This window comes from Microbacterium sp. BR1, from assembly GCF_002812725.1.
In the GTDB taxonomy this organism is placed as follows: Bacteria; Actinomycetota; Actinomycetes; order Actinomycetales; family Microbacteriaceae; genus Microbacterium.
This window is the reverse complement of the sequence record NZ_NMUN01000003.1, coordinates 158,634-179,764: the sequence shown is the minus strand read 5'-3', so window position 1 is coordinate 179,764 and position 21,131 is coordinate 158,634. Positions and strand designations below refer to the sequence as shown.

At 66.8% G+C, this 21,131-nt stretch carries 18 protein-coding genes; 12 read left to right on the top strand and 6 right to left on the bottom strand.

Going from position 1 to position 21,131, the window contains the following annotated elements:
* Nucleotides 1–23 precede the first annotated feature (23 nt).
* Nucleotides 24–1,934 carry a glycosyltransferase gene (locus CGU35_RS03525; protein WP_100810241.1) on the top strand — a complete coding sequence of 637 codons (1,911 nt, stop codon included), beginning with the start codon at nt 24–26 and terminating at the stop codon, nt 1,932–1,934.
* Entirely contained in the window at nt 1,931–2,929 is a 999-nt protein-coding gene (locus CGU35_RS03520; protein ID WP_100810240.1) for a glycosyltransferase, read from the top strand. The genes CGU35_RS03525 and CGU35_RS03520 overlap by 4 nt, the downstream gene beginning before the upstream one ends.
* Nucleotides 2,930–2,947: 18 nt before the next feature.
* Here the strand turns inward: CGU35_RS03520 and CGU35_RS03515 are convergent, their stop codons facing one another.
* From CGU35_RS03515 to glf, 3 genes are all read right to left on the bottom strand, one after another.
* Complete coding sequence (locus tag CGU35_RS03515; RefSeq protein ID WP_100810239.1) at nt 2,948–3,694, bottom strand: ABC transporter ATP-binding protein; 747 nt, start codon at nt 3,692–3,694, stop codon at nt 2,948–2,950.
* Nucleotides 3,694–4,485 carry an ABC transporter permease gene (locus tag CGU35_RS03510; RefSeq protein WP_100810238.1) on the bottom strand — a complete coding sequence of 264 codons (792 nt, stop codon included), beginning with the start codon at nt 4,483–4,485 and terminating at the stop codon, nt 3,694–3,696. Before CGU35_RS03510 ends, CGU35_RS03515 begins: the two co-directional genes overlap by 1 nt.
* A 115-nt stretch (nt 4,486–4,600) precedes the next feature.
* Nucleotides 4,601–5,737, bottom strand: a complete 1,137-nt coding sequence (gene glf / locus CGU35_RS03505; protein WP_100810237.1) for a UDP-galactopyranose mutase — start codon at nt 5,735–5,737, stop codon at nt 4,601–4,603.
* A 159-nt stretch (nt 5,738–5,896) separates the two neighbouring features.
* On the opposite strand from glf, the gene CGU35_RS03500 reads away from it, so the two are divergent.
* Both CGU35_RS03500 and CGU35_RS03495 read left to right on the top strand, forming a co-directional pair.
* Entirely contained in the window at nt 5,897–7,825 is a 1,929-nt protein-coding gene (locus tag CGU35_RS03500; protein WP_100810236.1) for a DUF6541 family protein, read from the top strand.
* Between the two features lie 53 nt (nt 7,826–7,878).
* Nucleotides 7,879–9,189 carry a UDP-glucose dehydrogenase family protein gene (locus CGU35_RS03495; protein WP_100810235.1) on the top strand — a complete coding sequence of 437 codons (1,311 nt, stop codon included), beginning with the start codon at nt 7,879–7,881 and terminating at the stop codon, nt 9,187–9,189.
* A gap of 1 nt (nt 9,190) precedes the next feature.
* Here the strand turns inward: CGU35_RS03495 and CGU35_RS03490 are convergent, their stop codons facing one another.
* The 3 genes from CGU35_RS03490 to CGU35_RS03480 all read right to left on the bottom strand — a co-directional run bounded on the left by CGU35_RS03490 (nt 9,191) and on the right by CGU35_RS03480 (nt 12,206).
* Nucleotides 9,191–10,132 carry a UDP-glucuronic acid decarboxylase family protein gene (locus CGU35_RS03490; RefSeq protein WP_100810234.1) on the bottom strand — a complete coding sequence of 314 codons (942 nt, stop codon included), beginning with the start codon at nt 10,130–10,132 and terminating at the stop codon, nt 9,191–9,193.
* A gap of 61 nt (nt 10,133–10,193) precedes the next feature.
* Nucleotides 10,194–11,075: a glycosyltransferase family 2 protein gene (locus tag CGU35_RS03485; RefSeq protein WP_157813882.1), complete on the bottom strand. Its 882-nt coding sequence runs from the start codon at nt 11,073–11,075 to the stop codon at nt 10,194–10,196.
* Nucleotides 11,076–11,147: 72 nt separating this feature from the next.
* Nucleotides 11,148–12,206, bottom strand: a complete 1,059-nt coding sequence (locus CGU35_RS03480) for a glycosyltransferase family 4 protein (RefSeq protein WP_100810232.1) — start codon at nt 12,204–12,206, stop codon at nt 11,148–11,150.
* Between the two features lie 216 nt (nt 12,207–12,422).
* Between CGU35_RS03480 and CGU35_RS03475 the strand changes: the two genes are divergently transcribed.
* The 8 genes from CGU35_RS03475 (at nt 12,423) to rfbB (ending at nt 21,125) form a co-directional block, all read left to right on the top strand.
* Complete coding sequence (locus CGU35_RS03475) at nt 12,423–13,640, top strand: glycosyltransferase family 4 protein (protein WP_100810231.1); 1,218 nt, start codon at nt 12,423–12,425, stop codon at nt 13,638–13,640.
* The gene (locus CGU35_RS03470; protein WP_232711128.1) at nt 13,637–14,836 is read left to right on the top strand and encodes a glycosyltransferase family 2 protein; all 1,200 of its coding nucleotides are present in this window, start codon (nt 13,637–13,639) and stop codon (nt 14,834–14,836) included. The genes CGU35_RS03475 and CGU35_RS03470 overlap by 4 nt, the downstream gene beginning before the upstream one ends.
* Nucleotides 14,837–14,840: 4 nt before the next feature.
* Nucleotides 14,841–15,968 carry a glycosyltransferase family 4 protein gene (locus CGU35_RS03465; protein ID WP_100810230.1) on the top strand — a complete coding sequence of 376 codons (1,128 nt, stop codon included), beginning with the start codon at nt 14,841–14,843 and terminating at the stop codon, nt 15,966–15,968.
* Nucleotides 15,965–17,206 (top strand): lipopolysaccharide biosynthesis protein, encoded by a 1,242-nt coding sequence (locus CGU35_RS03460; protein ID WP_100810229.1) that lies wholly within the window; start codon nt 15,965–15,967, stop codon nt 17,204–17,206. The genes CGU35_RS03465 and CGU35_RS03460 overlap by 4 nt, the downstream gene beginning before the upstream one ends.
* A 47-nt stretch (nt 17,207–17,253) precedes the next feature.
* Nucleotides 17,254–18,264, top strand: coding sequence for a GDP-mannose 4,6-dehydratase (locus CGU35_RS03455; RefSeq protein ID WP_100810228.1), 1,011 nt, complete (start codon nt 17,254–17,256; stop codon nt 18,262–18,264).
* Entirely contained in the window at nt 18,261–19,181 is a 921-nt protein-coding gene (locus tag CGU35_RS03450; RefSeq protein ID WP_157813881.1) for an NAD-dependent epimerase/dehydratase family protein, read from the top strand. Before CGU35_RS03455 ends, CGU35_RS03450 begins: the two co-directional genes overlap by 4 nt.
* Nucleotides 19,182–19,257: 76 nt before the next feature.
* Nucleotides 19,258–20,127: a glucose-1-phosphate thymidylyltransferase RfbA gene (gene rfbA, locus CGU35_RS03445; RefSeq protein ID WP_100810226.1), complete on the top strand. Its 870-nt coding sequence runs from the start codon at nt 19,258–19,260 to the stop codon at nt 20,125–20,127.
* A complete protein-coding gene (gene rfbB / locus CGU35_RS03440; RefSeq protein ID WP_100810225.1) occupies nt 20,127–21,125 on the top strand; it encodes a dTDP-glucose 4,6-dehydratase in 999 nt (332 codons plus the stop codon). The genes rfbA and rfbB overlap by 1 nt, the downstream gene beginning before the upstream one ends.
* Nucleotides 21,126–21,131: the final 6 nt, after the last annotated feature.

Here is a 21,131-nt window from a genome sequence, read left to right as displayed (position 1 = left end):
GCCCACTCCCGGAGAAATCGCCCGTGACTCACGTCCTGCAACATGTCGTCTTCCCCCTCGATCGCGACCCGGACCTCCTGCCGCTGTACGCCGACCCCGAGACCTGGTCTGTCGTCGACGAGCAGCCCGTGCGCGTCTCGAGTCGCGCGCACCTCGGCAACATCCTCGATCGCCGTCGTGCACGAATCCTCGCTGGGCGCCGCGTCTCACTCGGGACCTACTTCAACGCCTTTCCCGCTTCGTACTGGCAGCACTGGACGCCCGTCCGCGATGTCCGCCTGACCGTGCGGACGACGGGGCGTGCGACGCTGCTGGTCTACCGGTCGAACGGCCAGGGGGCGCGGCAGCGACTCGAGACGCGCGAGGTGGCCGGGGACGCCACCTCGTCGTTCGATCTGCGCCTCGACCAGTACAGCGATGGCGGCTGGATCTGGTTCGATGTCGTGGCCGACGACTCGAACGCCGTGCTCGAGGGCGCGGAATGGACGACCGAGCAGGCTCCCATCCGCACGGGGGGCGCCACACTCGGCATCACGACATACAACAAGCCCGACTACTGCGTCGGCACCCTCGGCGCGCTCGCGGATGCGCCCGAGGCTCTGGAGTTCATCGACCGCATCCTGGTGATCGACCAGGGCACCGTGAACGTCGAGGACGAGGCCGCGTACCCGGGCGTCGCCGAAGCACTCGGAGACAAGCTGCGGATCATCCGGCAGCCGAACCTCGGCGGTTCCGGCGGATTCGCCCGAGCGATGTCCGAGACGCTCGACGCGGGCGAGAGCGGCTTCGTCCAGCTCCTCGACGACGACGTCCGGATCGAGCCCGAGTCCGTCCGGCGCTCGATCGTCTTCGGCCAGTACGCGAGCGTTCCCACGATCGTCGGCGCGCACATGTTCGACCTGCTGGATCGCCCGAAACTTCATGCCTGGGCCGAAGTCGTCGACGAAGCCCCGTTCATGTGGCGGACGCTCAATCAGGAGCGCATGCCGCACGACTTCAGCGTCGCGAACCTGCGGCAGACACCCGAGCTGCACGCGCGGCTCGACGCCGACTACAACGGCTGGTGGATGTGCCTCATCCCCGTCGAGACACTGAAAGCGGTCGGGCTGTCCCTGCCCGCCTTCATCAAGTGGGATGATGCCGAATATTGCCTGCGTGCCGGAGAGGCGGGCTTTCCGACGGTCTCGGTTCCGGGCGTCGCACTCTGGCACGTTTCGTGGCTCGGCAAGGACGATTCGCTCGATTGGCAGGCGTACTTCCACGCTCGCAATCGGATCGTCGCCGCGCTGCTGCACTCGGGTCAGCCCGAGGGCGGCACGCTCCTGCGCCACAGCCGACGTGTCGATCTGAAGCACCTCATGATGATGCAGTATTACCCGGTCACGCTTCGCCACCGGGCGCTGCGCGACATCCTCTCGGGACCGGCCCATATGCGCGCCGGACTCGCCACCGCGATGCCCGCGGCGCGCAAGCTCGCCGCGGAATTCCCAGAGACGATCATCCACAAGGACTCCGGTGTTCCGATGCGCGCCCGCCGCGGTCGCCAGGTGTTCGGACGCAAGCGCACGCACGAGTTCGACAGTCCGACGGGCATGCGCCTGCGTATCTTCACGCTCCGGACGCTCGCTGCGCATTGGCTGCACAAGCCGCGGCCCGAGAACGTGGAACACCCCGAGGTCGAGTTCGCCAAGGGCGACGCCCACTGGTGGCGGGTTCCGCAGTTCGACAGCGCCCTGGTCAGCGCCGCCGACGGGTCGGGCAAGAACGTCTACACGCGCGACCGCGGTCAGTACCGTCGGCTCCTGATGGATACTGTTCTGCTCCACCGCCGCCTCCGCCGCGAGTGGTCCTCGCTGGCGAAGCGGTACAGGGCGGATGCCGAGCAGCTGAGCTCGCAAGCCGCCTGGAAGGGCACGTTCGAGGGACGATCATGACCACGACGACGAATACGGAAGCCAGCGTCCACGAGCGCGAGGCGTTCGACCCCGCATCGGCGACGATCGCGATCGTGACGTACAACCGTTCCGCGCTGCTGTCGAAGCTGCTCGCGTCGATCGTGCGGATGGACCCGCACCCGGGCCGTGTCGTCGTGATCGACAACGCCTCGGTCGATGACACCGCCGAGGTCGTCGAGTCCTTCCGCGAGCAGATCCCCGCCACGATCATCTACCGCCGCCTCGAGACCAACACGGGCGGGTCCGGCGGGTTCAGCGAGGGCATGCGCGTCGCGTACGACCTCGGATCGACGTGGATGTGGCTCATGGACGACGACGTCGAGGTCCTGCCCGACGGCCTCGCCCGCATGGGCGCGTGGGCGCCGCGCTTCAAGAGCATCCAGGGGCGCCGCTACGACTACGACGGCAGCGAGTTCTACTGGCAGTACCGCCTGTCGATCCCCCTCGGCATCCCGATCCCGTTCGCCCCCGCGGGCTTCGACGAGTCGGGTTATCGCGAGATGAACTCCGGATGCTTCGAGGGGATGTTCATCCACCGCGACATCGTGCAGAAGATCGGCCTGCCCGATCCGCGCTTCTTCATCTACTGGGACGACTCGGTGTACGGCTGGCTCGCATCTCGACAGACGACCGCGGTCATCGTGGACGAGTTCGTGCTGCGCCGCACCCGCGAGATCCGCCAGTGGGACATGGGCGTGCGGCACCTGAACGCCTCCAGCAACGCGTATCGGTACTACATCATGCGCAACCGCGGCCACATGCGGCACTACTTCCAGGCGCACGGCGCCCATCGGCCTGTCCGCTTCGCGGTCGGCACGTTCCTCACCTTCGCGAAGGAACTGATCCGCCTGGTGTTCGTCGAGCACACCGTGCGCGGGACGAGCAACCTGTGGCGAGGCCTGCGCGATGGACGCAAGATCGCGCGGGATGCGTCGTGGGAGCCGATGCCCGCGCTCGAGGCCGCGCCGCGCTGAGCCTGTCGGAGGGACCGGCTAGGCCGGGGGGCTGTTGTGGTCGGCGTTGTACCGGTCGAGGACCTCGTCGATCGGGCCGTCCAGCACGAGCCGATGCTTGTCGAGGTAGAGACCGCGCGTGCAGAAACGGCGCAGGTCGCGTTCGTTGTGCGAGACGAAGAAGAGCGTGCGCCCCTCGGCCAGCAGCTCATCGATCCGGCGGTAGCACTTCTCCTTGAAGGCCTTGTCCCCCACCGCGAGCACCTCGTCGACCAGCAGGATCGGCTCTTCGAGCTGCGAGACGACCGCGAACGCGAGCCGCACCTTCATGCCGCTCGACAGGTGCTTGTAGGGCGTGTCGACCGAGTCGTGCAACTCGGCGAAGTCGATGATGCCGTCGAACCTCCGAGCGACCTCGGCGCGGGACATCCCGTGCAGACCGGCCGTCAGGCGGACGTTCTCGCGCACCGTCAAGTCGCCGACGAAGCCGCCCGTGATCTCGATCAGCGGTGCGACGCCGCCGTTGACGCGCACACTGCCCTCGTCGGCGATCAGTACCCGTGCGACGAGCTTCAGGAGGGTCGACTTGCCCTGCCCGTTGCGGCCGACCACGCCGATCGACTCCCCCGGCTGCACGTCGAACGAGACGTTTCGTAGCGCCCAGAATTCGTTCGGACGAACGCGGCGGGATGACCCGGCGAACAGGTCCTTGAAGCTGCGACGTCCGCGGCGGTTGCGCCGGAACCGGATGCCGAGGTCGCGCACCTCGATGGCTGCCCCGCCCATCAGAGCTCCTTCAGGACGGGTCGTTCGAGCCCCCGGAACACCAGGATTCCGAGCCCGAGGAAGGCGAGGCACATGAGAGCACCGACGACGACACTGAGGGTGTCCCACACCTCGGGGAAGAACCCGACGCGGTAGAGGGTGAAGATGCCCGACAGCGGATTGAACGCCGCCAGCTGGGGAAAGATGCCCGGCAGGTCGCCCACGCTGTAGATGATCGGCGAGGCGTAGAAGAGCACGCGGAGGATCAGCTTGGTGGTGCGCTCGAGGTCGGTGTACAGCACGCACAACGGTGCCACCAGCAGGCCGAGGCCGACGAGCAACGCCGTCTGCAGGACTATCGCAACCGGGAACCAGAGCAGCCCCCAGCCGACCGGCGCGCCCGCGACGATGGCGAAAGCGACCAGCACGGGGAGGGAGAACAGGAATTCGACACCCTTGCTGAGGACGATGCGGTTGACCCAGATCGAACGGGGAATCGCCGTGGAGCGCACGAGACGCGCGTCCTTGTTGAACGCCCGCGTGAAGTCCGAGACGGCGGAGTTGAACCACACCCACGGCAGCAGAGCGGTGATCAGGAACACGATGTACGGATCGTGCCCAACCGTCCGCTGGAAGATCTGCGTGAAGACGAACCAGTAGATCGCGCTCATCACGAGCGGATCGAGGATCGACCACAGGTAACCGAGGGCGCTCGTGGCGTACCGGACCCTCAGATCGCGGGCCGAGAGCAGCCAGAGGGAGTGCAGGTATCGCCGGGCGGAGCCGGGGCTACCGACGGCGGCGGTGGTCACGCATGCGAGTCTACTTCCGGGCCGGGGTCGGCCTTCGCGCCGCGAGAGGATGCGACACGCCGTGCCGGCACTCGGTCCCGCTTCCGGGTATAGCGTCTGCGGGGCCGCTCGACAGTCAGGCGAGTTGGTTGTTCCACATCGACAGCGCGGCACCGATCGCCATGTGCATGTCGAGGTACTGGTACGTCCCGAGGCGGCCGCCGAACGACACATCCTTCTCGTCCTTGGCCAACTCACGGTAGGCCAGGAGCCCGGAGCGGTCCTCCGGGGTGTTGACCGGGTAGTACGGCTCGTCCTGACCCTCGGCGAAGCGCGAGAACTCGCGCATGATGACGGTCTTGTCCGTCGGGTAGCGGTCGGCACGCTCGGGGTGGAAGTGCTTGAACTCGTGGATGCGGGTGTACGGCACGTCGGCGTCGGCGTAGTTCATGACCGGAGTTCCCTGGAAGTCGCCCACGGAGAGCACTTCCTCTTCGAAGTCGAGCGTGCGCCACGACAGCGCACCCTCGGCATAGTCGAAGTAGCGGTCGACGGGTCCCGTGTAGACGATGGGCAGCTGGCCGACGGTGGCGGCCTTGTTCAGCGGCTGCGTCGCGTCGAAGAAGTCGGTCGAGAGCTTGACCTCGATGTTCGGGTGATCCGCCATCCGCTCGATCCACGCCGTGTACCCGTCGGTCGGCAGGCCCTCCCACGTGTCGTTGAAGTACCGGTTGTCGTAGGTGTAGCGCACGGGAAGCCGGCTGATGACCTCGGCGGGCAGGTCGGTCGGGTCCGTCTGCCACTGCTTCGCGGTGTAGTCCCGGATGAAAGCCTCGTACAGCGGCCGACCGATCAGCGCGATCGCCTTCTCTTCGAGATTCGCGGCATCCTTCACATCGAACTCGCCCGCCAGTTCGTGAACGAGCGCGCGCGCCTCGGACGGCGAGTACGCCGCCTGGAAGAACTGGTTGATCGTGCCGAGATTGATCGGCAGGGGGTACACGACGCCCTTGTGGTTCGTGTACACGCGATGCACGTAGTCGGTGAAGGTCGTGAAGCGGTTGACGTACTCCCACACGGTGGGGTTCGACGTGTGAAAGAGGTGAGCGCCGTAGCGGTGGACCTCGATGCCCGTCTCGGGTTCGTCCTCGCTGTAGGCGTTTCCGCCGATGTGGTGACGACGATCGATGACGGTCACCTTGCGACCGGATGCTGCGGCGCGCTCGGCGATGGTGAGCCCGAAGAATCCGGAGCCGACGATGAGGAGATCCATGCAGCGTTCTTTCGTGTCGCAGGGCGCCGAAGGCGAGTGATCAGGGCCGTGACGACCCCCACGATGCTACCCCGGACTACCCGCGGGACCTGCTTCAGCAATGCACCGGAATCGCTCCGTTAGCATTGCTGACGGTCGTCAACAGTGACAGGAGTCGGAATGGGCGGGTCTTGGCTGGTGGCCGTTGCACCGTTCTGCGTCGCTGTCGCGCTCATCGTCCTGCCGGGTCTCATCGTCCGAATGGCCGGCTGGAACCCCCGTGCGCTCACGCCGTACCTGCTCGTGCCGGCGATTTCCACGGCCATCGTCGCGATCGCGGCGAATCTCGCCCCCCTGATCGGCCTACCGTGGTCGGTCATCCCCGTCGCGATCGTCACGGCGGTAGCAGCGGCGGTGGCGTTCGGGCTGCGCCGATGGGTGGGGAGAGAACCGGTCGAGCGACCGCCCGTGCGCGCGATCGTTTCTACGGTCGCCGGGCTGGTGCTGGCGGCGACGATCATCGTCGCTCAACTCGTCTACGTGTTCGGCGACCCCGAAAACATCTCGCAGACGTTCGACAACATCGTTCATCTGGGCTCCATTCGACTCACCCTCGATGCCGCCGACGCGTCTGCATTCGCGGTCGGACGCACGTCCGACATCGGGTTCTATCCGAACGGATGGCACAGTTACGTCACCCTCGCCGCGCAGACCACCGGAGTCAGCATCCCGGTCGCCGTCAACGCCGCGAACCTCGCCATCGCCGGGGTCATCTGGCCCGCGTCGTCGATGGCACTGGCGGCGGTCGTCTTCCGCGAGCGGGCGGCGGCGCTGTGGAGCGCGGCGGCCCTCTCGACGGGCTTCGGAGCGTTCCCGATCCTGCTCCTCTACTTCGGTGTGCTCTACCCGAACATGACCGGCTATGCGATCCTCCCTGCGGGACTCGCCGCGGTGTTCCTGCTCCTGCGCTCATCGGGCCGGGCACCTCTGGTCCGGGCTGCGGTCGTGTTGCTCGTGATCTGCGCCGCGGTCGGACTCTCGCACCCGAATGCATTTCTCGCCCTCTACGCGTTCGGTGCGGCTGCAGCACTCGCCGAGATGCTCAGAACCGCGTTTGACAGGCGAGAGCGGCGTACCTGGGTTCGGACCGCGGTGATCGCGGGAGGCTTGGCCGCGGGCGGACTTCTGCTGTGGCGCTTCGCGCGCACAGGCAGTGCGATGTCCGGCTGGGGCGCCTGGCAGAGCACCGCCCAGGCCTTCGGCGAGGCGGCGCTGCTCAGCCCCCGGGCGTACCCGATCACCGTGGTGACGTCCCTCCTGATCCTCTTGGGGTTCATCGCGATCGCACGACGGCCCCTGACGTACCTGAGGGTCGCGGTTCCCTTCGCGGTTGCGGCACTCATGTTCGTCGTCGCGTCGGGCCTTCCGGCGGGAACCTTCATCCGGGACCTGATCACCAATCCCTGGTACAACGATTCGTTCCGGCTGGCGGCGTTGCTTCCGGTCGTCGGTATCCCGGTGGTGACCGCCGGTGTGCTCGCGGTCGTAGACGGAGCGGAATGGCTCCTGCACCGATGGTCGGCGCCTCGATGGTTTCGAGCGGTGCTCTCGATCGCGGCTTCTGCAGCACTCCTCTCCGTCGGCGTGGGCCCCAATGTCACGGCCGTGGCGAACGACGCGCGCGCTTCATACGCTTTCAGCTCGACCTCGGCTCTCCTCACCAGCCAGGAACGGGCGCTGATCGACAGGTTGAAAGAAACGACCCCCGAGGACGCGCTGATCCTCGGCAACCCGTGGACGGGCGCGTCCTTGGCGTATGCGCTGGGCGGGAGGCAGGTCGTCGACAAGCACGTCTTCGGCAGCCGCGACGACGATGAACTCTACGTTCAGAAGAACCTCGTGAATATCGACGACGATCCGGGCGTCTGCGAGGCGATCGAGCGACTCGGCGTGACGCACGTCCTCGATTTCGGCGCAGCCAACGTCTTCAGCAATCCCGACTCGGGGGTCGAGATGGCCGGTCTGAACGATCTCCGAACCTCGTCTCACCTCGTGCTGGTCGACTCGGAGGGACCGAGCGCGCGCCTCTTCCGAGTCGAGGGCTGCTGAGCAGCCTCGCACACGCGGCCTACCCTCCCATTTTCTCAACGAAAGGTCCCTCCATGCGCCTGTCTGTCATCGGCTGCGGTTATCTCGGTGCCGTCCATGCCGCCGCGATGGCATCGATCGGTCACGACGTCGTCGGGATCGATGTCGACGCAAACAAGATCGAAGCGCTGTCGAACGCTCGAGCGCCCTTCTTCGAGCCCGGCCTCACCGAGATCCTGACCGAGGGCATCAACGCCGGAAAGCTCCGGTTCACGACCGACATCGCCGCCGCTGCCGGGGCCGCGGTGCACTTCATCGGTGTGGGCACTCCGCAGCAGCGCGGCGGTGACGCGGCGGACCTGACGTTCGTCGACGCGGCGATCGACGCGCTCATCCCCCACCTTCAGCCGGGCGACGTCGTCGCCGGGAAGTCGACCGTCCCCGTCGGCACCGCGGAGCGCCTGGCGAAGCGGATAGCGCCCACCGGAGCGACGCTGGTCTGGAACCCGGAGTTCCTCCGTGAGGGCTGGGCCGTGCAAGACACGATCGAACCCGACCGTCTGGTGGCGGGTGTACCGAGCGGTCCCGACGGCCTTCGGGCAGCCGACATCCTCCGGGACGTCTACCACCCCGCGGTGGCGAGCGGGACGCCCTTCATCGTCACCGACTACGCGACCGCCGAGCTGGTCAAAGTGGCGGCGAACGCGTTTCTCGCGACCAAGATCTCGTTCATCAACGCCATGGCCGAGATCGCCGAGGTCACCGGAGCAGACGTGACACAACTCGCCGACGCGATCGGGCACGATGTCCGCATCGGCCGGCGCTTCCTCGGTGCGGGGATCGGGTTCGGCGGCGGATGCCTCCCGAAAGACATCCGGGCGTTCTCGGCGCGCGCCGAGGAGCTCGGCCGGGGCGAGTCCGTCGCCTTTCTGCGCGAGGTCGATGCGATCAACCTCAGGCGCCGTGAACGGGCCGTGCAGATGGTCGTCGATGCGCTCGACGGAACCCTCTTCGAGAAGAAGGTGGCGGTGCTGGGCGCCGCGTTCAAGCCCCACAGCGACGACATCCGCGATTCACCCGCGCTCGACGTGGCCGTCGGCCTGAAGGGGTTGGGTGCCCACGTCGTCGTCACGGACCCCGCGGCGATCGACAACGCCGCGCGGGCCTACCCGCAGTTGTCGTTCGCGCGCGACCTCGACGAAGCGCTCGCCGGCGCGGACGCCGTCATCGTGGTGACCGAGTGGGACGCCTACCGTCGGGACCTGGACCCCGTGCGCGCGGCCGCGCTCGTTTCGAATCCGATCGTCGTGGACGGGCGCAACTGCCTGGATGCGGTGGCCTGGCGCGCCGCGGGGTGGACGTACCTGGGTATGGGGCGCCCGTAGGTCAGACCGCGAGGACGCCGCGGAAGTAGTCGACCGTGCTCCGCAGCCCCTCCGTGAGCGCGATGGTCGGCTGCCAGCCCAGTTCCGCACGGGCTCGGGAGATATCGGGCTGACGCTGCTTCGGATCGTCCTGCGGAAGCGGCCGGTAATCCAGCGTCGACGAGCTTCCCGTGATCTCGATGACCGCTTGCGCGAGCTCGAGCATCGTGAACTCGCCCGGATTGCCGACGTTGATCGGACCCGTGACGTCATGGCCCGTCGCCATCAGGCGCACCATGCCGTCCACCAGGTCATCGACGTAGCAGAACGAGCGCGTCTGAGAGCCGTCACCGTAGATCGTGATCGGCTCGCCGCGGAGCGCCTGGACGATGAAGTTCGACACCACCCGGCCGTCACTCGGGTGCATGCGCGGACCGTAGGTGTTGAAAATACGGATGACCTTGATGTCGAGGTCGTGCTGCCGGCGGTAGTCGAAGAAGAGGGTCTCGGCAGCGCGCTTGCCCTCGTCATAGCAGGATCGGGGACCGATCGGGTTGACGTTGCCCCAGTAATCCTCCGTCTGCGGATGGATGGCCGGGTCCCCGTAGACCTCCGAGGTCGACGCCTGCAGGATCGGCACGCGGAGCCGCTTGGCGAGGCCGAGCATGTTGATCGCGCCGACCACGCTCGTCTTCGTGGTCTGGACCGGATCGTGCTGATAGTGCACGGGCGACGCCGGACAGGCGAGGTTGTAGATCTGGTCCACCTCGACGTAGAGCGGGAACGTCACGTCGTGGCGCAACACCTCGAAACGAGGGTTGCCGAACAGGTGCTCGATGTTCGCGCGAGCCCCGGTGAAGAAGTTGTCGACGCAGATGACTTCATTGCCTTCGGCGAGAAGGCGCTCTGACAGGTGCGAGCCGATGAATCCGGCGCCGCCGGTGACGAGAATCCGAGATGACACCCACGTAGCCTACCCGCCCGCATCGTGACGACCAGGCGACCGACGTGCTCGCGCACGAGCGTCAGCGGGTGGTCGAAACCATCGCGCGCTGGCCCACGGTGAATCCGAGCGAACCCTCGAGTCGTCCGACGAACATCGGCCATCCATCGGTGAGGGTGACCGGGTGGGGGTTGCGCACCCCGTAGAGCAGCCCCGCGAGAGTGAAGGCCGCGCGCCACCACAGCGGATAGCGATGCACGGCCATCGCCCGACCCGTTCCGCGTCCGTAGGCTCGCATCTTCCGGCGTCGCTCTTGCGGCGTCAGCCCGAACGCTGTGGAGATCCCCTCGACATAGACGTCGTGTGGGAGCCAGACGAACTCCTCGGCCATCGCCGGCTCTCGCTCCATGGCACGCAGCAGCAGGTCGGTGCCCTCGGCCACCTGCCAGGGCGTGGTCGCACCGGGGCCGATCGTCGTGTCGAATCCCCCCACCTCGTCGAACAGCGATCGCCGCATGAGGATGCCCATCTCGATGACGCTCCACACGTTCCACTTGTCGAGGGCGGTGCCCGCGGCGGGGAGCACGGTCTTCGGGCCTCGTTCGTCCCAGGAGGTGAAGCCCCCGGCGATGAAGTCGGGCGCGCCGACTGCGGCGCGGATGCGGCCGACGACGCCGGCGGGGAACACGGTCGTGTCGTTCGGGAAGTTGACGACGAAATCTCCCGCCGGCAGGGCCGCCACGCCCGTGTTGCGACCGAGGGCGGCGCCGCGCTCGGACCGCGCGACGACGACCGGAACTCCCTGCGCTTCGAACTCCTCGGCGAGCGCGACCACCTCGTCATGACGCCCCTGAGTGACCAAGACGACACGGTCGTCGGCTTCGAGCTGCCCCACCAACGAGGTCAGAAGGGCGCGCAACGGATCGATCCGTCCCAGGGTCGTCACGACAAGTCCGAGGTTCACGTCGGCCATTCTCCCCCGATTCGTGCGATCACGGAGACACCCCGCCTCAGCGGTGCCGTTCGGCGCACGACGTCATGAGCCGTGGCTGCGGATCAGCGCATCCCAACCGCGCGCGGTCTCGTCCCAGGTGAAGCGGCTGGCGTTCTCTCGGCCTCGCTCACGCAGCTCGCCACGGAGAGCGGCGTCCTCGGCGAGCCGGGTCATGCACGCGGCGAGCGCAGCAGGGTCCATCGGGGGGAAGTACATCGCGGAATCGCCCAGGATCTCGCGATTGATGGGGATGTCCGAGGCGATGACCGGCAGACCGAACCGCTGCGCTTCGACAGGCGGAAGACCGAATCCCTCGTGCAGCGACGGCCAGACGAAACCGAGCGCACCGGCGAATTCGTTCACCAGATCCTCGTCGCTGACCCGTCCTCGCCACACGAGACGACCGTCGGTGACGCGCTTGTCGCGCGCGTACGGCTCGAGTGCGGGGTCGAGTTGTCCGATGAACCGCACCGTGAGCGGTGACGAATCCGGCAGGTGCGTCGCGGCATCGATGACCGCGCGGATGTTCTTCGCCGCGCCGTGGCGTCCGAACACGAGAAATGACGACGCCGTATCGGACGTCGAGCGCGGTACTCCCCCGGCGGGGCCGTCCGCTCCGAGGTACACGACCTCGATTCGCTCCGGGGTGACGCCGAAGTGTTCCGCGATCTCCCGGCGAGACACGTCACTGATCGTCACGAGTCCTTGCCCTCGGCGCAGCATCCCGAATCGCACCGCGAGTTTCCACTGCAGCCGGAAGAGAGCGCTGAAATCCTGCGGTCGCAGCGCGGGGGCGATGTCGTGCACGACGGAGATCTGCGGCGAGTGGAAGACGGGGGCGATCGTGGCGGGATTGACCAGCAGAGGTCGCCCGTGGGTCCGCAGCCACAGCGGCAACTCGATCTGTTCCCACAGCGGACCTGACGTGCGACCGATCGTCCGCGTCGGAACGTTCGGCAACTCGGTGCCGGCGGGCACCGGCGGGACCAGCAGCAGGACGTCCTCGCGGAGCCGGTGGAGACCCTCGGTGAGTTCGAAAGCGAAGCGGCGCGCCCCGCCGAAAGAGCTGAGGACGAACCGCCCGTTGATCGCAATCGTCACCGGGCCATCGTAGTTGAGACGCCCGCAGTGGACCGGGCAGCACGCGTGCTCCCTCGATCAGGAGCCGCTCAAGCGCCATCGGCTAAAGTGTGTCACTGTCCTGGTGATCTGCCGACCGGGTGAACCATGATCGACGAGCGGATGCCCGACGCCCCGGCTTTCGTCGAAGAGATCAGTGCGGAACATCCGCTCCGCCCCGAAGAATGCTGAGACCGCGTGCGACGAGATCGAATCGCGATCGCCTACGACTGCCTCTTCCCGCACTCCACCGGCGGCGGAGAGCGGGTCTATCGCTCGTATGCCGAACACCTGCAGCACCGCGGAATCGACGTCGATTACTTCACGACCAGGCAGTGGCCGGCCGACGAGGCACCCGCACAGGACGCCTTCACCGTCATTCCCGTCACGGGAGCGCTGCGCCTCTACGACGAAAAGGGCGTCCGCCGCACGTCCGCCGCACTCGCTTATGCGTGGGGGCTGTTCCGCTTCCTCCTGCGCCGACGACGCGAATATCGCGCCATCATCGTCAGCGGTCTGCCGATCTTGAACGTCTTCGCCGCCCGGGCCGCGCTCGCGGGCTCCGGAACCCGGATCGTCGTCGACTATCTCGAGGTCTGGGGTCGAGCGCAGTGGATCGAATATGCGGGCCGCGTGACCGGCACGGTCGCGTGGGCTTTGCAGCGGATCGCCGTTCGGTTGACACCGATCGCGACCTGCCATTCGCAACTCACCGCCACGCAGCTGCAGAGGGAAGGCCTGCGCGGACGCCTGGCGATCAGCCCCGGCCTGATCGACGGCGACTCGCCGAATCGGTTCAGCCCAGAGGCCGCTTCGCCGCCCTATGCCGTGTACGCCGGCCGACACATCCCGGACAAACGGGTGGAAGTCATCCCCGCGGCCATCGCCGCAGCCCGGGAACAGATCCCCGACCTACGACTCGTGATCCTGGGCTCGGGCCCGAGCACCTCGGCCGTCGACGATGCGATCACAGCGGTGAACGGCGAAGCATGGACCGAACGGGAGGGATTCGTGTCCCAGGAGCGGCTCGACGAGATCATGGCCGGTGCCGCCCTGCTGGTCAACCCGTCACGACGCGAGGGGTACGGGCTCGTCGTCGTCGAGGCATCGGCGCACGGAACCCCCGTGGTCCTCGTTTCCGACCCGGGAAACGCCGCAACCGAGCTCATCGAGGCCGGGGTCAACGGCTACATCGCCGACTCGACCTCGCCGTCCGATCTGGGCGACACGATCGTGCGAGCCGTCCGCGGCGGAACGACTCTCCGTCGAAGTGCGAGATCCTGGTACGAATCGGCCATCACGACGCGCACCGTCGCCCGCACGGTGGACGGCATCCTCACGGAACTCGGATCTCCGCCCGATCCGCAGCGGACAGCTGACGACCACCGCGCCGAGACCCCAGAAGGATCAACGTGACCCAGCCCGCCCAGCAGGACTCGCTCGAACTGACCATCCTGATGCCGTGCCTCAACGAGGCAGAGACCCTGGCCATCTGCATCGAAAAGGCGCAGAGCTTCCTGTCGCGCAGCGGCGTGCGGGGCGAGGTCCTGATATCGGACAACGGGTCCACAGACGGCTCCCAGGCGATCGCGACAGGACTCGGCGCGCGCGTGAGCGAAGCGCCGCGGCGAGGATACGGAGCCGCGCTGATCAACGGGATCGAGAACGCACGCGGTCGGTTCATCATCATGGGCGACGCCGACGACAGCTACGACTTCGTGAACCTGGACGCCTTCGTCGAGCGCCTGCGCGGTGGCGCCGACCTCGTCATGGGCAACCGTTTCAAGGGCGGTATCGAACCCGGAGCGATGCCCCCTCTGCACAAGTACCTCGGCAACCCCGTGCTCTCGGGAATCGGCCAGCTGTTCTTCCGCCCCGGCATCGGCGACTTCCACTGCGGCATGCGCGGCTTCAATCGCGACCGCATCCGCGCTCTCGACCTGCAGACCACCGGGATGGAGTTCGCCTCCGAGATGGTGGTCAAAGCCTCGCTCGCGCGGTACCGGATCGAAGAGGTGCCGACGACCCTGAAGAAGGATGGACGATCCCGCCCGCCGCATCTGCGCAGCTGGCACGACGGGTGGCGTCACCTGCGATTCCTGCTGCTGTTCGCACCGCGCTGGCTGTTCGTGTACCCCGGCCTCGTCGCATTCCTCCTCGGTGCCATCGCCGTCGGCATCATCGCCTTCGGAGGCATAGAGATCGCCGGAGTCGGTTTCGACGTGACGACGATGGTCTACGCGAGCGCGCTGTGCGTCATCGGCTACCAGGCGCTCCTGTTCTTCTGGTTGACCAAGCTCTTCGCAACGCAGGAAGGATTCCTTCCGGCCAGTCCCCGCTATCGGTCCGTCGTGGCGAAGTGGTCCGCCGAACGCGGCCTGCTGATCGGACTCGCTCTCTTCCTGATCGGTATCGCGATCGGCGTCGTCCAGGTCGCACGATGGGGAAGCCTCGACTTCGGTCCGCAGGATGCGGCAGACGTGGTGCGGATCGCCATCCCCAGCGCGCTCGGTCTGATCCTCGGGTTCCAGACGATGATGATGAGCTTCTTCTCCGGTGTCCTCACCACTCCCCGCCGCGAGACCCGCCCGGGCGCAGTCATCGAGAGCTGATCGGATGCCGATCCGAGTGCTCGTGGATCTGCTCTTCTTCACCGGACGGAGAGGGGGCACCGAGACGTACGCACGTGCGATCGCGACGCGTCTGCCGCAGGCGCTCCCCGACGCGCAGTTCGTCGCGCTGACGAATCGAGCAGGGGCGGACCGCGTACGCGGGTTCTTCCCCGGCGAGGTGCACGTGGTCGACTGGGTCGGGACGGATCGCTTGTCGTGGGCGGCCGGTGAGGTGCTGGCAGTCGACCGGCGCGCAAGGCGGCTCGGGGCCGATGTCGTCTGGAGCCCGGCCAACTTCGCGCCGCTCGGCCGTTCCGTCGTCCCCCGTGTGACGACGACCCACGACGCGACCTATCACCTCCGCGATGGCGGAGGTCTGGGCGGTGTGCTCGCTCGCGTGACGGCCTGGCTGATGGGACGGGCCGCCCGCTCGTCGGACCTCGTGATCACCGGCTCGCACACCGCAGCGTCCGAGGTGATCGCCCACATGGGAGTCGATCCGGCAGTCGTCACGGTCATCGCGCACGGAACCAACGAGCCGTCCGTGCCGGACGACCCGTGGTCCGAGCTCGCGGCGCTGGGAATCCGTCCGGGCCGCCCGATCGTGATGAGCACCGGCAACCGGCTCCCGCACAAGAACTTCGAGGGCATCCTGCGCGCCGTTGCGACCGTGGAGGGCGACCGCCCCCTCGTCGTCGTTCCGGGCAGTCGCGGCGCGGACCCCCTGGCTCCGCTCGTCGAACGTCTGCGCCTCCAAGGCGACGTCGTCCTGCCGGGCTGGGTGAGCGCAGCACAGCTCGAGGCGCTCTACGCGTGCGCATCGCTGTACGTGTGCCCGTCTCTCGAAGAAGGATTCGGCCTGCCCGTGCTCGACGCGATGCGCCGCGGGTGCGTGGTGCTCGCGAACGATGTGCCCGTGTTGCGGGAGGTCGGCGGCGATGTCGCGATCTATGCGGATGCGACCTCACCGGCGCCTTTCGCCGCGGCAATCCGTGACGCACTCGCTGATGATCAGACAGAGCGCCGCGAGGCCGGCGTGCGGCGAAGCAGCGAATACACGTGGGAGCGTTCGGCGGAGCAGACCGCGCGAGTCATCCAGGCTGCGGCCGAGCGAAGCCGGACCGGTCGATGAACGACGATTCCCCCCTGTGGCGGCGCCTCGTCCTGTTCTTCCTCGTCCCGACGATCGCCGCCATCTCGCCGCTCCTGGTCCTGCCCATCGTGGCACGCTCGGCTGGGCCGGCCGGATGGGCGAGCGCGATAGCGGGTGAGTCGATCGGCTCGCTCGCATCGATCGTGATCGGATACGGCTGGATGTCGATCGGCCCCGCGCTCATCTCCATCAGTGACCACACGCGGCGCGGTGAGCTGTACCGTGGATCGCTCGTGGTCCGCCTGCTCGTCGCCACGCTCGCCCTCCCGATCATGTGTGTGATCTGTTGGGTGGTCGCGGACCCGGGGCACACGTGGCTCGCGGTACTGATGGGGCTTCAGGGGGCATTCATCGCCTTGACCTTCACATGGTTCTCGGCGGGTGTCGGCCATCCGCTCTCCATCGTCTTCTACGACTCGCTCCCGCGCCTCGCCGTCACCGCCGGTTGCGCTCTGGCGATCCTCTACGGCGCTCCCGTCGAGCTCTATCCGATCGCCGGGATCGCCGTCACTCTGGTCGGCACGGGACTCTTCACACTGCGCGTTCTCAGGAGCCACCCCGCGGCGTGGCCGCGCCGACGGGACGTCGCGGAGCTATTCCGGTCCGGCTCGCCCGTCGCGCTCAACGATGTCGGGCTGAGCGTCTATTCGACCGTGCCGACGCCACTCGTGTCGCTCACCGCTCCGGTCTCCGCGGCGGCGGGTTTCGCCTCGGCGGACAAGATGCTCAAGCTCGGTCAGTTCATCCCGATGACGCTCGCGAACGCCCTGCAGACCTGGATCGCGGAGGCGCACGGGCCCGGACGCAGCCGTCGTATGCGACTTGCTCTGACGGCGCACGGGCTGGTCGGGCTCCTCGGCTTCGCCGGCCTCGGTGTTCTCGGCGCCTGGGTAAGCGCGATCCTCTTCGGTGCGGCCGCAGCGTCATCGACTCCGGTGCTTCTGGCGATGGGTCTCACCTTCGCGTTCTTCTCCGTTCGCACCTCCATGACCCGGCACATCCTCTACCCTGCGGGCGAAGCCGGCGCGGTCCTGCGCGCGACGCTGCTGTCCACACTGGTCGGAGTCCCGGCCATGATCGTGCTCGCGCTCATGATCGGACCCGTCGGCGCAGCAATCGGATACGCACTCACCGAAATGGGAGCGACGGTACTGCTCTGGCGACGGTGTCGGCGGGCGCTGCAGACGCTCGACCAGACCCCGCCCATCACGGCGTAGGGAGCCTCGCCGACTATGCTGTCAGGGTTATCAAGCAGGAGGAATTCATGGCAGATACGCGCCGCGCACTCATCACCGGGATCACCGGTCAGGACGGTGGGCACCTCGCTGAGCTGCTCCACGAGAAGGGCTACGAGGTCTACGGCCTGATCCGGGGCCAGCACAATCCGCGCCGCGAAAGCGTCGCTGTCGAGATGCCGTACGTCCGCCTGATCGAGGGTGACCTCACCGACCCGACATCGCTCGTGCGCGCCGTAGAGACCTCCGACCCGGACGAGCTCTACAACCTCGCGGCCGTGAGCCACGTGGGGTACTCATTCAAGAACCCCACGCTCACGGCGGATGTGACGGCCAAGGGCGTTCTCAACGTGCTCGAGGCCGTGCGGATCACCGGCCGCGCGGAACGTACCCGTGTCTACCAAGCTTCGACCTCGGAGATGTTCGGGGGGCTCGACTACAACCGCCCCGGTGCGGGCTACAACGAGAATTCGCTCTTCCACCCGCGCAGCCCCTACGGCGTCGCGAAGCTGTACGGCCACTGGATCGCGAAGAACTATCGCGAGAGCTACGGGATGTTCGTCGCCTGCGGCATCCTCTTCAACCACGAGGGCGAACGTCGCGGGGTAGAGTTCGTCACTCGCAAGATCACGCACGCCGTGGCACGCATCAAGCTCGGTCTGCAGCCCGACATCGAGCTCGGCGACCTCTGGCCCAAGCGCGACTGGGGCTACGCGGGCGACTTCGTCGAGGGGATGTGGCGCATGCTGCAGCATTCCGTGCCCGACGACTTCGTGCTCGCCACGGGCGAGACGCACTCGATCGAGGAGTTCCTGACGCTCGCGTTCGCCGAGATCGGCATCGAGGACTGGCGCCCGTACGTCCGGCAGAATCCCGAGTTCATGCGTCCCGCCGAGGTCGACATCCTCCTCGGCGACCCGACGAAGGCCGAACAGGAGCTCGGCTGGCGCCGCAAGGTCGACTTCCCCGGGCTGGTGAGCCGTATGGTGGCACACGACCTCGCCACGCAATCGGCCGCCGCGTCGATAGCGTCCGCGTGAGCGCACCAACGCTCGTCATCACGGGCGCGAACGGCTTCGTCGGCGCGCACGTGGCCGCGCTCGCCTCGGCGGACGGGGTGCGCGTCATCGGGGTCGGCCGGGAACCGGAGCCGTCCGACGCCCTCTCTCCGCACGCCGCGGTATACCTGCGCGCCGACCTCGAGACGACATGGCCGGTGCTCGAACACGCGGATGCCGTCGTGCACCTCGCCGGCCTTGCAGCAGTCGGGCCGTCATTCGGGCAGCCGCAAAGGTACTTGACGGTCAACAGCGGCATTATGACCACGATGTGCGAGGCGCTGCTCCATGCAGGGCAGGGGGCACGGGTTGTCGTCGTCTCCTCGGGTGCCGTGTACACCCCACCCGAGGACGGGCATCCGATCACGGAAGCGGATCCATGCTCCGCAAACTCCCCTTACGCCGTAGCGAAGCTTCTCGTCGAAACACAATCTGAGTACTACTCCCGCCGGGGACTCGACACGGTCGTCGCGCGTCCGTTCAACCACATCGGCCCCGGCCAGGGTCCCGGGTTCATCGTTCCCGACTTCGCTCTCGCGATGCGAGATCTCCGCGATGGCGAAGCGTTGACCGTGGGAAATCTTGACTCGAAACGCGATTTCACCGACGTTCGTGACGTCGCGCGAGCGTATCTGACGCTCGCTTTCGCTCCTACACACGCACACCGGCTGTACAACGTGGCATCCGGCGAATCGCACTCGGGGCGCGAGGTACTTGCGGCTGTCGCGGCCGCGTCTGGTCGCCCCATACCACGGGTCATCGTGGACTCTGCGCGCTTGCGCCCCGGGGATCCACCGAACATCGTCGGCTCCGCAGCTCGCCTGCGCGACGAGTTCGGCTGGAAACCGACCATCGGATGGCGGCAATCGATCTACGACTTTGTCGCGGGACGACGATGACGCACGGAACGGCGCGTCCAGAGCTGCCCTCGACGGTCGAGGACGACGTTGTCACGACGTGGCAGGCTGGTCTCTTGTGAAGGGCATCATCCTCGCCGGCGGCTCTGGCACCCGCCTGCACCCGATCACGCTGGGTGTGTCCAAACAACTCATCCCCGTCTACGACAAGCCGATGGTGTACTACCCGCTGTCGACTCTCATGCTGGCGGGCATTCGCGACATCCTCATCATCACGACACCACACGATGCTCCTTTCTTCGAGCATCTCCTCGGCGATGGCTCGCGATTCGGCATCTCATTGAGCTTCGCCCGTCAACCATCCCCAGACGGGCTAGCTCAAGCCTTCACGATCGGCGCCGATTTTATCGGCGAAGACAAAGTGGCTCTCGTACTTGGCGACAATCTTCTTTATGGCCCGGGGTTGGGCACTCAGCTGAAACGCTATGCCGAGGTAGACGGAGGGGCGATATTCGCCTATTGGGTCTCCGACCCTCACGCGTACGGCGTGGTCGAGTTCGACGCCGCTGGAACGGCGATCTCCCTCGAAGAGAAGCCCGTCCGGCCCAAGAGCAACTATGCAGTCCCCGGGCTGTACTTCTTCGACAACGACGTCGTCGAGATCGCGCGCTGCCTCGCCCCAAGCGCTCGGGGAGAGTATGAGATCACCGACATCAACCGCGCGTACCTCGAGCGAGGCAAGCTGACCGTCGAGGTGCTGCCTCGCGGTACGGCATGGCTCGATACCGGAACATTCGATCAGATGACCGATGCCGCCGACTACGTGCGGACGATCGAAAGGCGCACGGGGATGAAGATCGGCTCCCCCGAGGAGGTGGGCTGGCGGCAGGGGTTCCTCAGCGACGAGGAACTGCGCGCTCGCGCTCAGGATCTCGTGAAGTCCGGCTACGGCGCTTACCTACTCGAGATCCTTGAGCGGGGCCGGTGATGGCCAAGCTCCTTGTCACCGGCGGTGCCGGATTCATCGGCTCGAACCTCGTTCACCACGTCGTGAAGCACACCGATCATCACGTTACCGTTCTCGACAAACTCACCTACGCGGGAAACCTCGCCTCCCTCGCGGGTCTGCCGGAGAGCCGCGTCACCTTCGTGAAGGGCGACATCGCCGATCCGACGCTCGTCGATGACCTGGTCGGACGCGCAGACTCCGTGGTGCACTATGCGGCCGAGTCGCACAACGACAATTCGTTGAGCGATCCGCGTCCCTTTCTCGACACGAACATCATCGGCACCTACACATTGCTCGAAGCGGCCCGCCGGCATGACCGTCGATTCCACCACATCTCGACCGACGAGGTTTACGGAGACCTCGAACTCGACGACCCGGCGCGATTCACCGAGCAGACCCCCTACAACCCCTCGTCGCCGTACTCATCGACGAAAGCCGGAAGCGATCTTCTGGTGAGGGCATGGGTACGCTCCTTCGGCGTCCGTGCCACGATCTCCAACTGCTCCAACAACTACGGCCCCTACCAGCACGTGGAAAAGTTCATCCCCCGCCAGATCACGAACATCCTCCGCGGCATCCGCCCCAAACTCTATGGGGCGGGCGAGAACGTGCGCGACTGGATCCACGCAGACGATCATTCTTCGGCGGTCCTCGCGATCCTCGAGGGAGGGAAAATCGGGGAGACGTATCTGATTGGTGCGGACGGAGAACGCAACAATAAGGCGATCGTAGAGCTCATCCTGTCGCTGCTCGGCGAGCCATCAGACGCATACGAACACGTCGCGGACCGCCCCGGGCACGATCTCCGCTATGCCATCGACTCAACAAAACTGAGACGTGAGCTGGGATGGCGCCCTCGATTCCGGGACTTCGAGGCCGGGCTTGCGGCAACAATCGAGTGGTATCGCGCGAACGAAGCGTGGTGGGCGCCCGCGAAGGACGCGACCGAGGCCTTCTACGCATCGAAGGGTCACTAGGCGTGG

What these genes read in the sequence shown, in the direction of transcription:
- CGU35_RS03465 (WP_100810230.1), top strand. Translation starts at nt 14,841, where the DNA reads ATGCCGATCCGAGTGCTCGTGGATCTGCTCTTCTTCACCGGACGGAGA.
- CGU35_RS03520 (WP_100810240.1), top strand. Translation starts at nt 1,931, where the DNA reads ATGACCACGACGACGAATACGGAAGCCAGCGTCCACGAGCGCGAGGCG.
- glf (WP_100810237.1), bottom strand. Translation starts at nt 5,737, where the DNA reads ATGGATCTCCTCATCGTCGGCTCCGGATTCTTCGGGCTCACCATCGCC.
- CGU35_RS03460 (WP_100810229.1), top strand. Translation starts at nt 15,965, where the DNA reads ATGAACGACGATTCCCCCCTGTGGCGGCGCCTCGTCCTGTTCTTCCTC.
- CGU35_RS03455 (WP_100810228.1), top strand. Translation starts at nt 17,254, where the DNA reads ATGGCAGATACGCGCCGCGCACTCATCACCGGGATCACCGGTCAGGAC.
- rfbB (WP_100810225.1), top strand. Translation starts at nt 20,127, where the DNA reads ATGGCCAAGCTCCTTGTCACCGGCGGTGCCGGATTCATCGGCTCGAAC.
- CGU35_RS03495 (WP_100810235.1), top strand. Translation starts at nt 7,879, where the DNA reads ATGCGCCTGTCTGTCATCGGCTGCGGTTATCTCGGTGCCGTCCATGCC.
- CGU35_RS03500 (WP_100810236.1), top strand. Translation starts at nt 5,897, where the DNA reads ATGGGCGGGTCTTGGCTGGTGGCCGTTGCACCGTTCTGCGTCGCTGTC.
- CGU35_RS03515 (WP_100810239.1), bottom strand. Translation starts at nt 3,694, where the DNA reads ATGGGCGGGGCAGCCATCGAGGTGCGCGACCTCGGCATCCGGTTCCGG.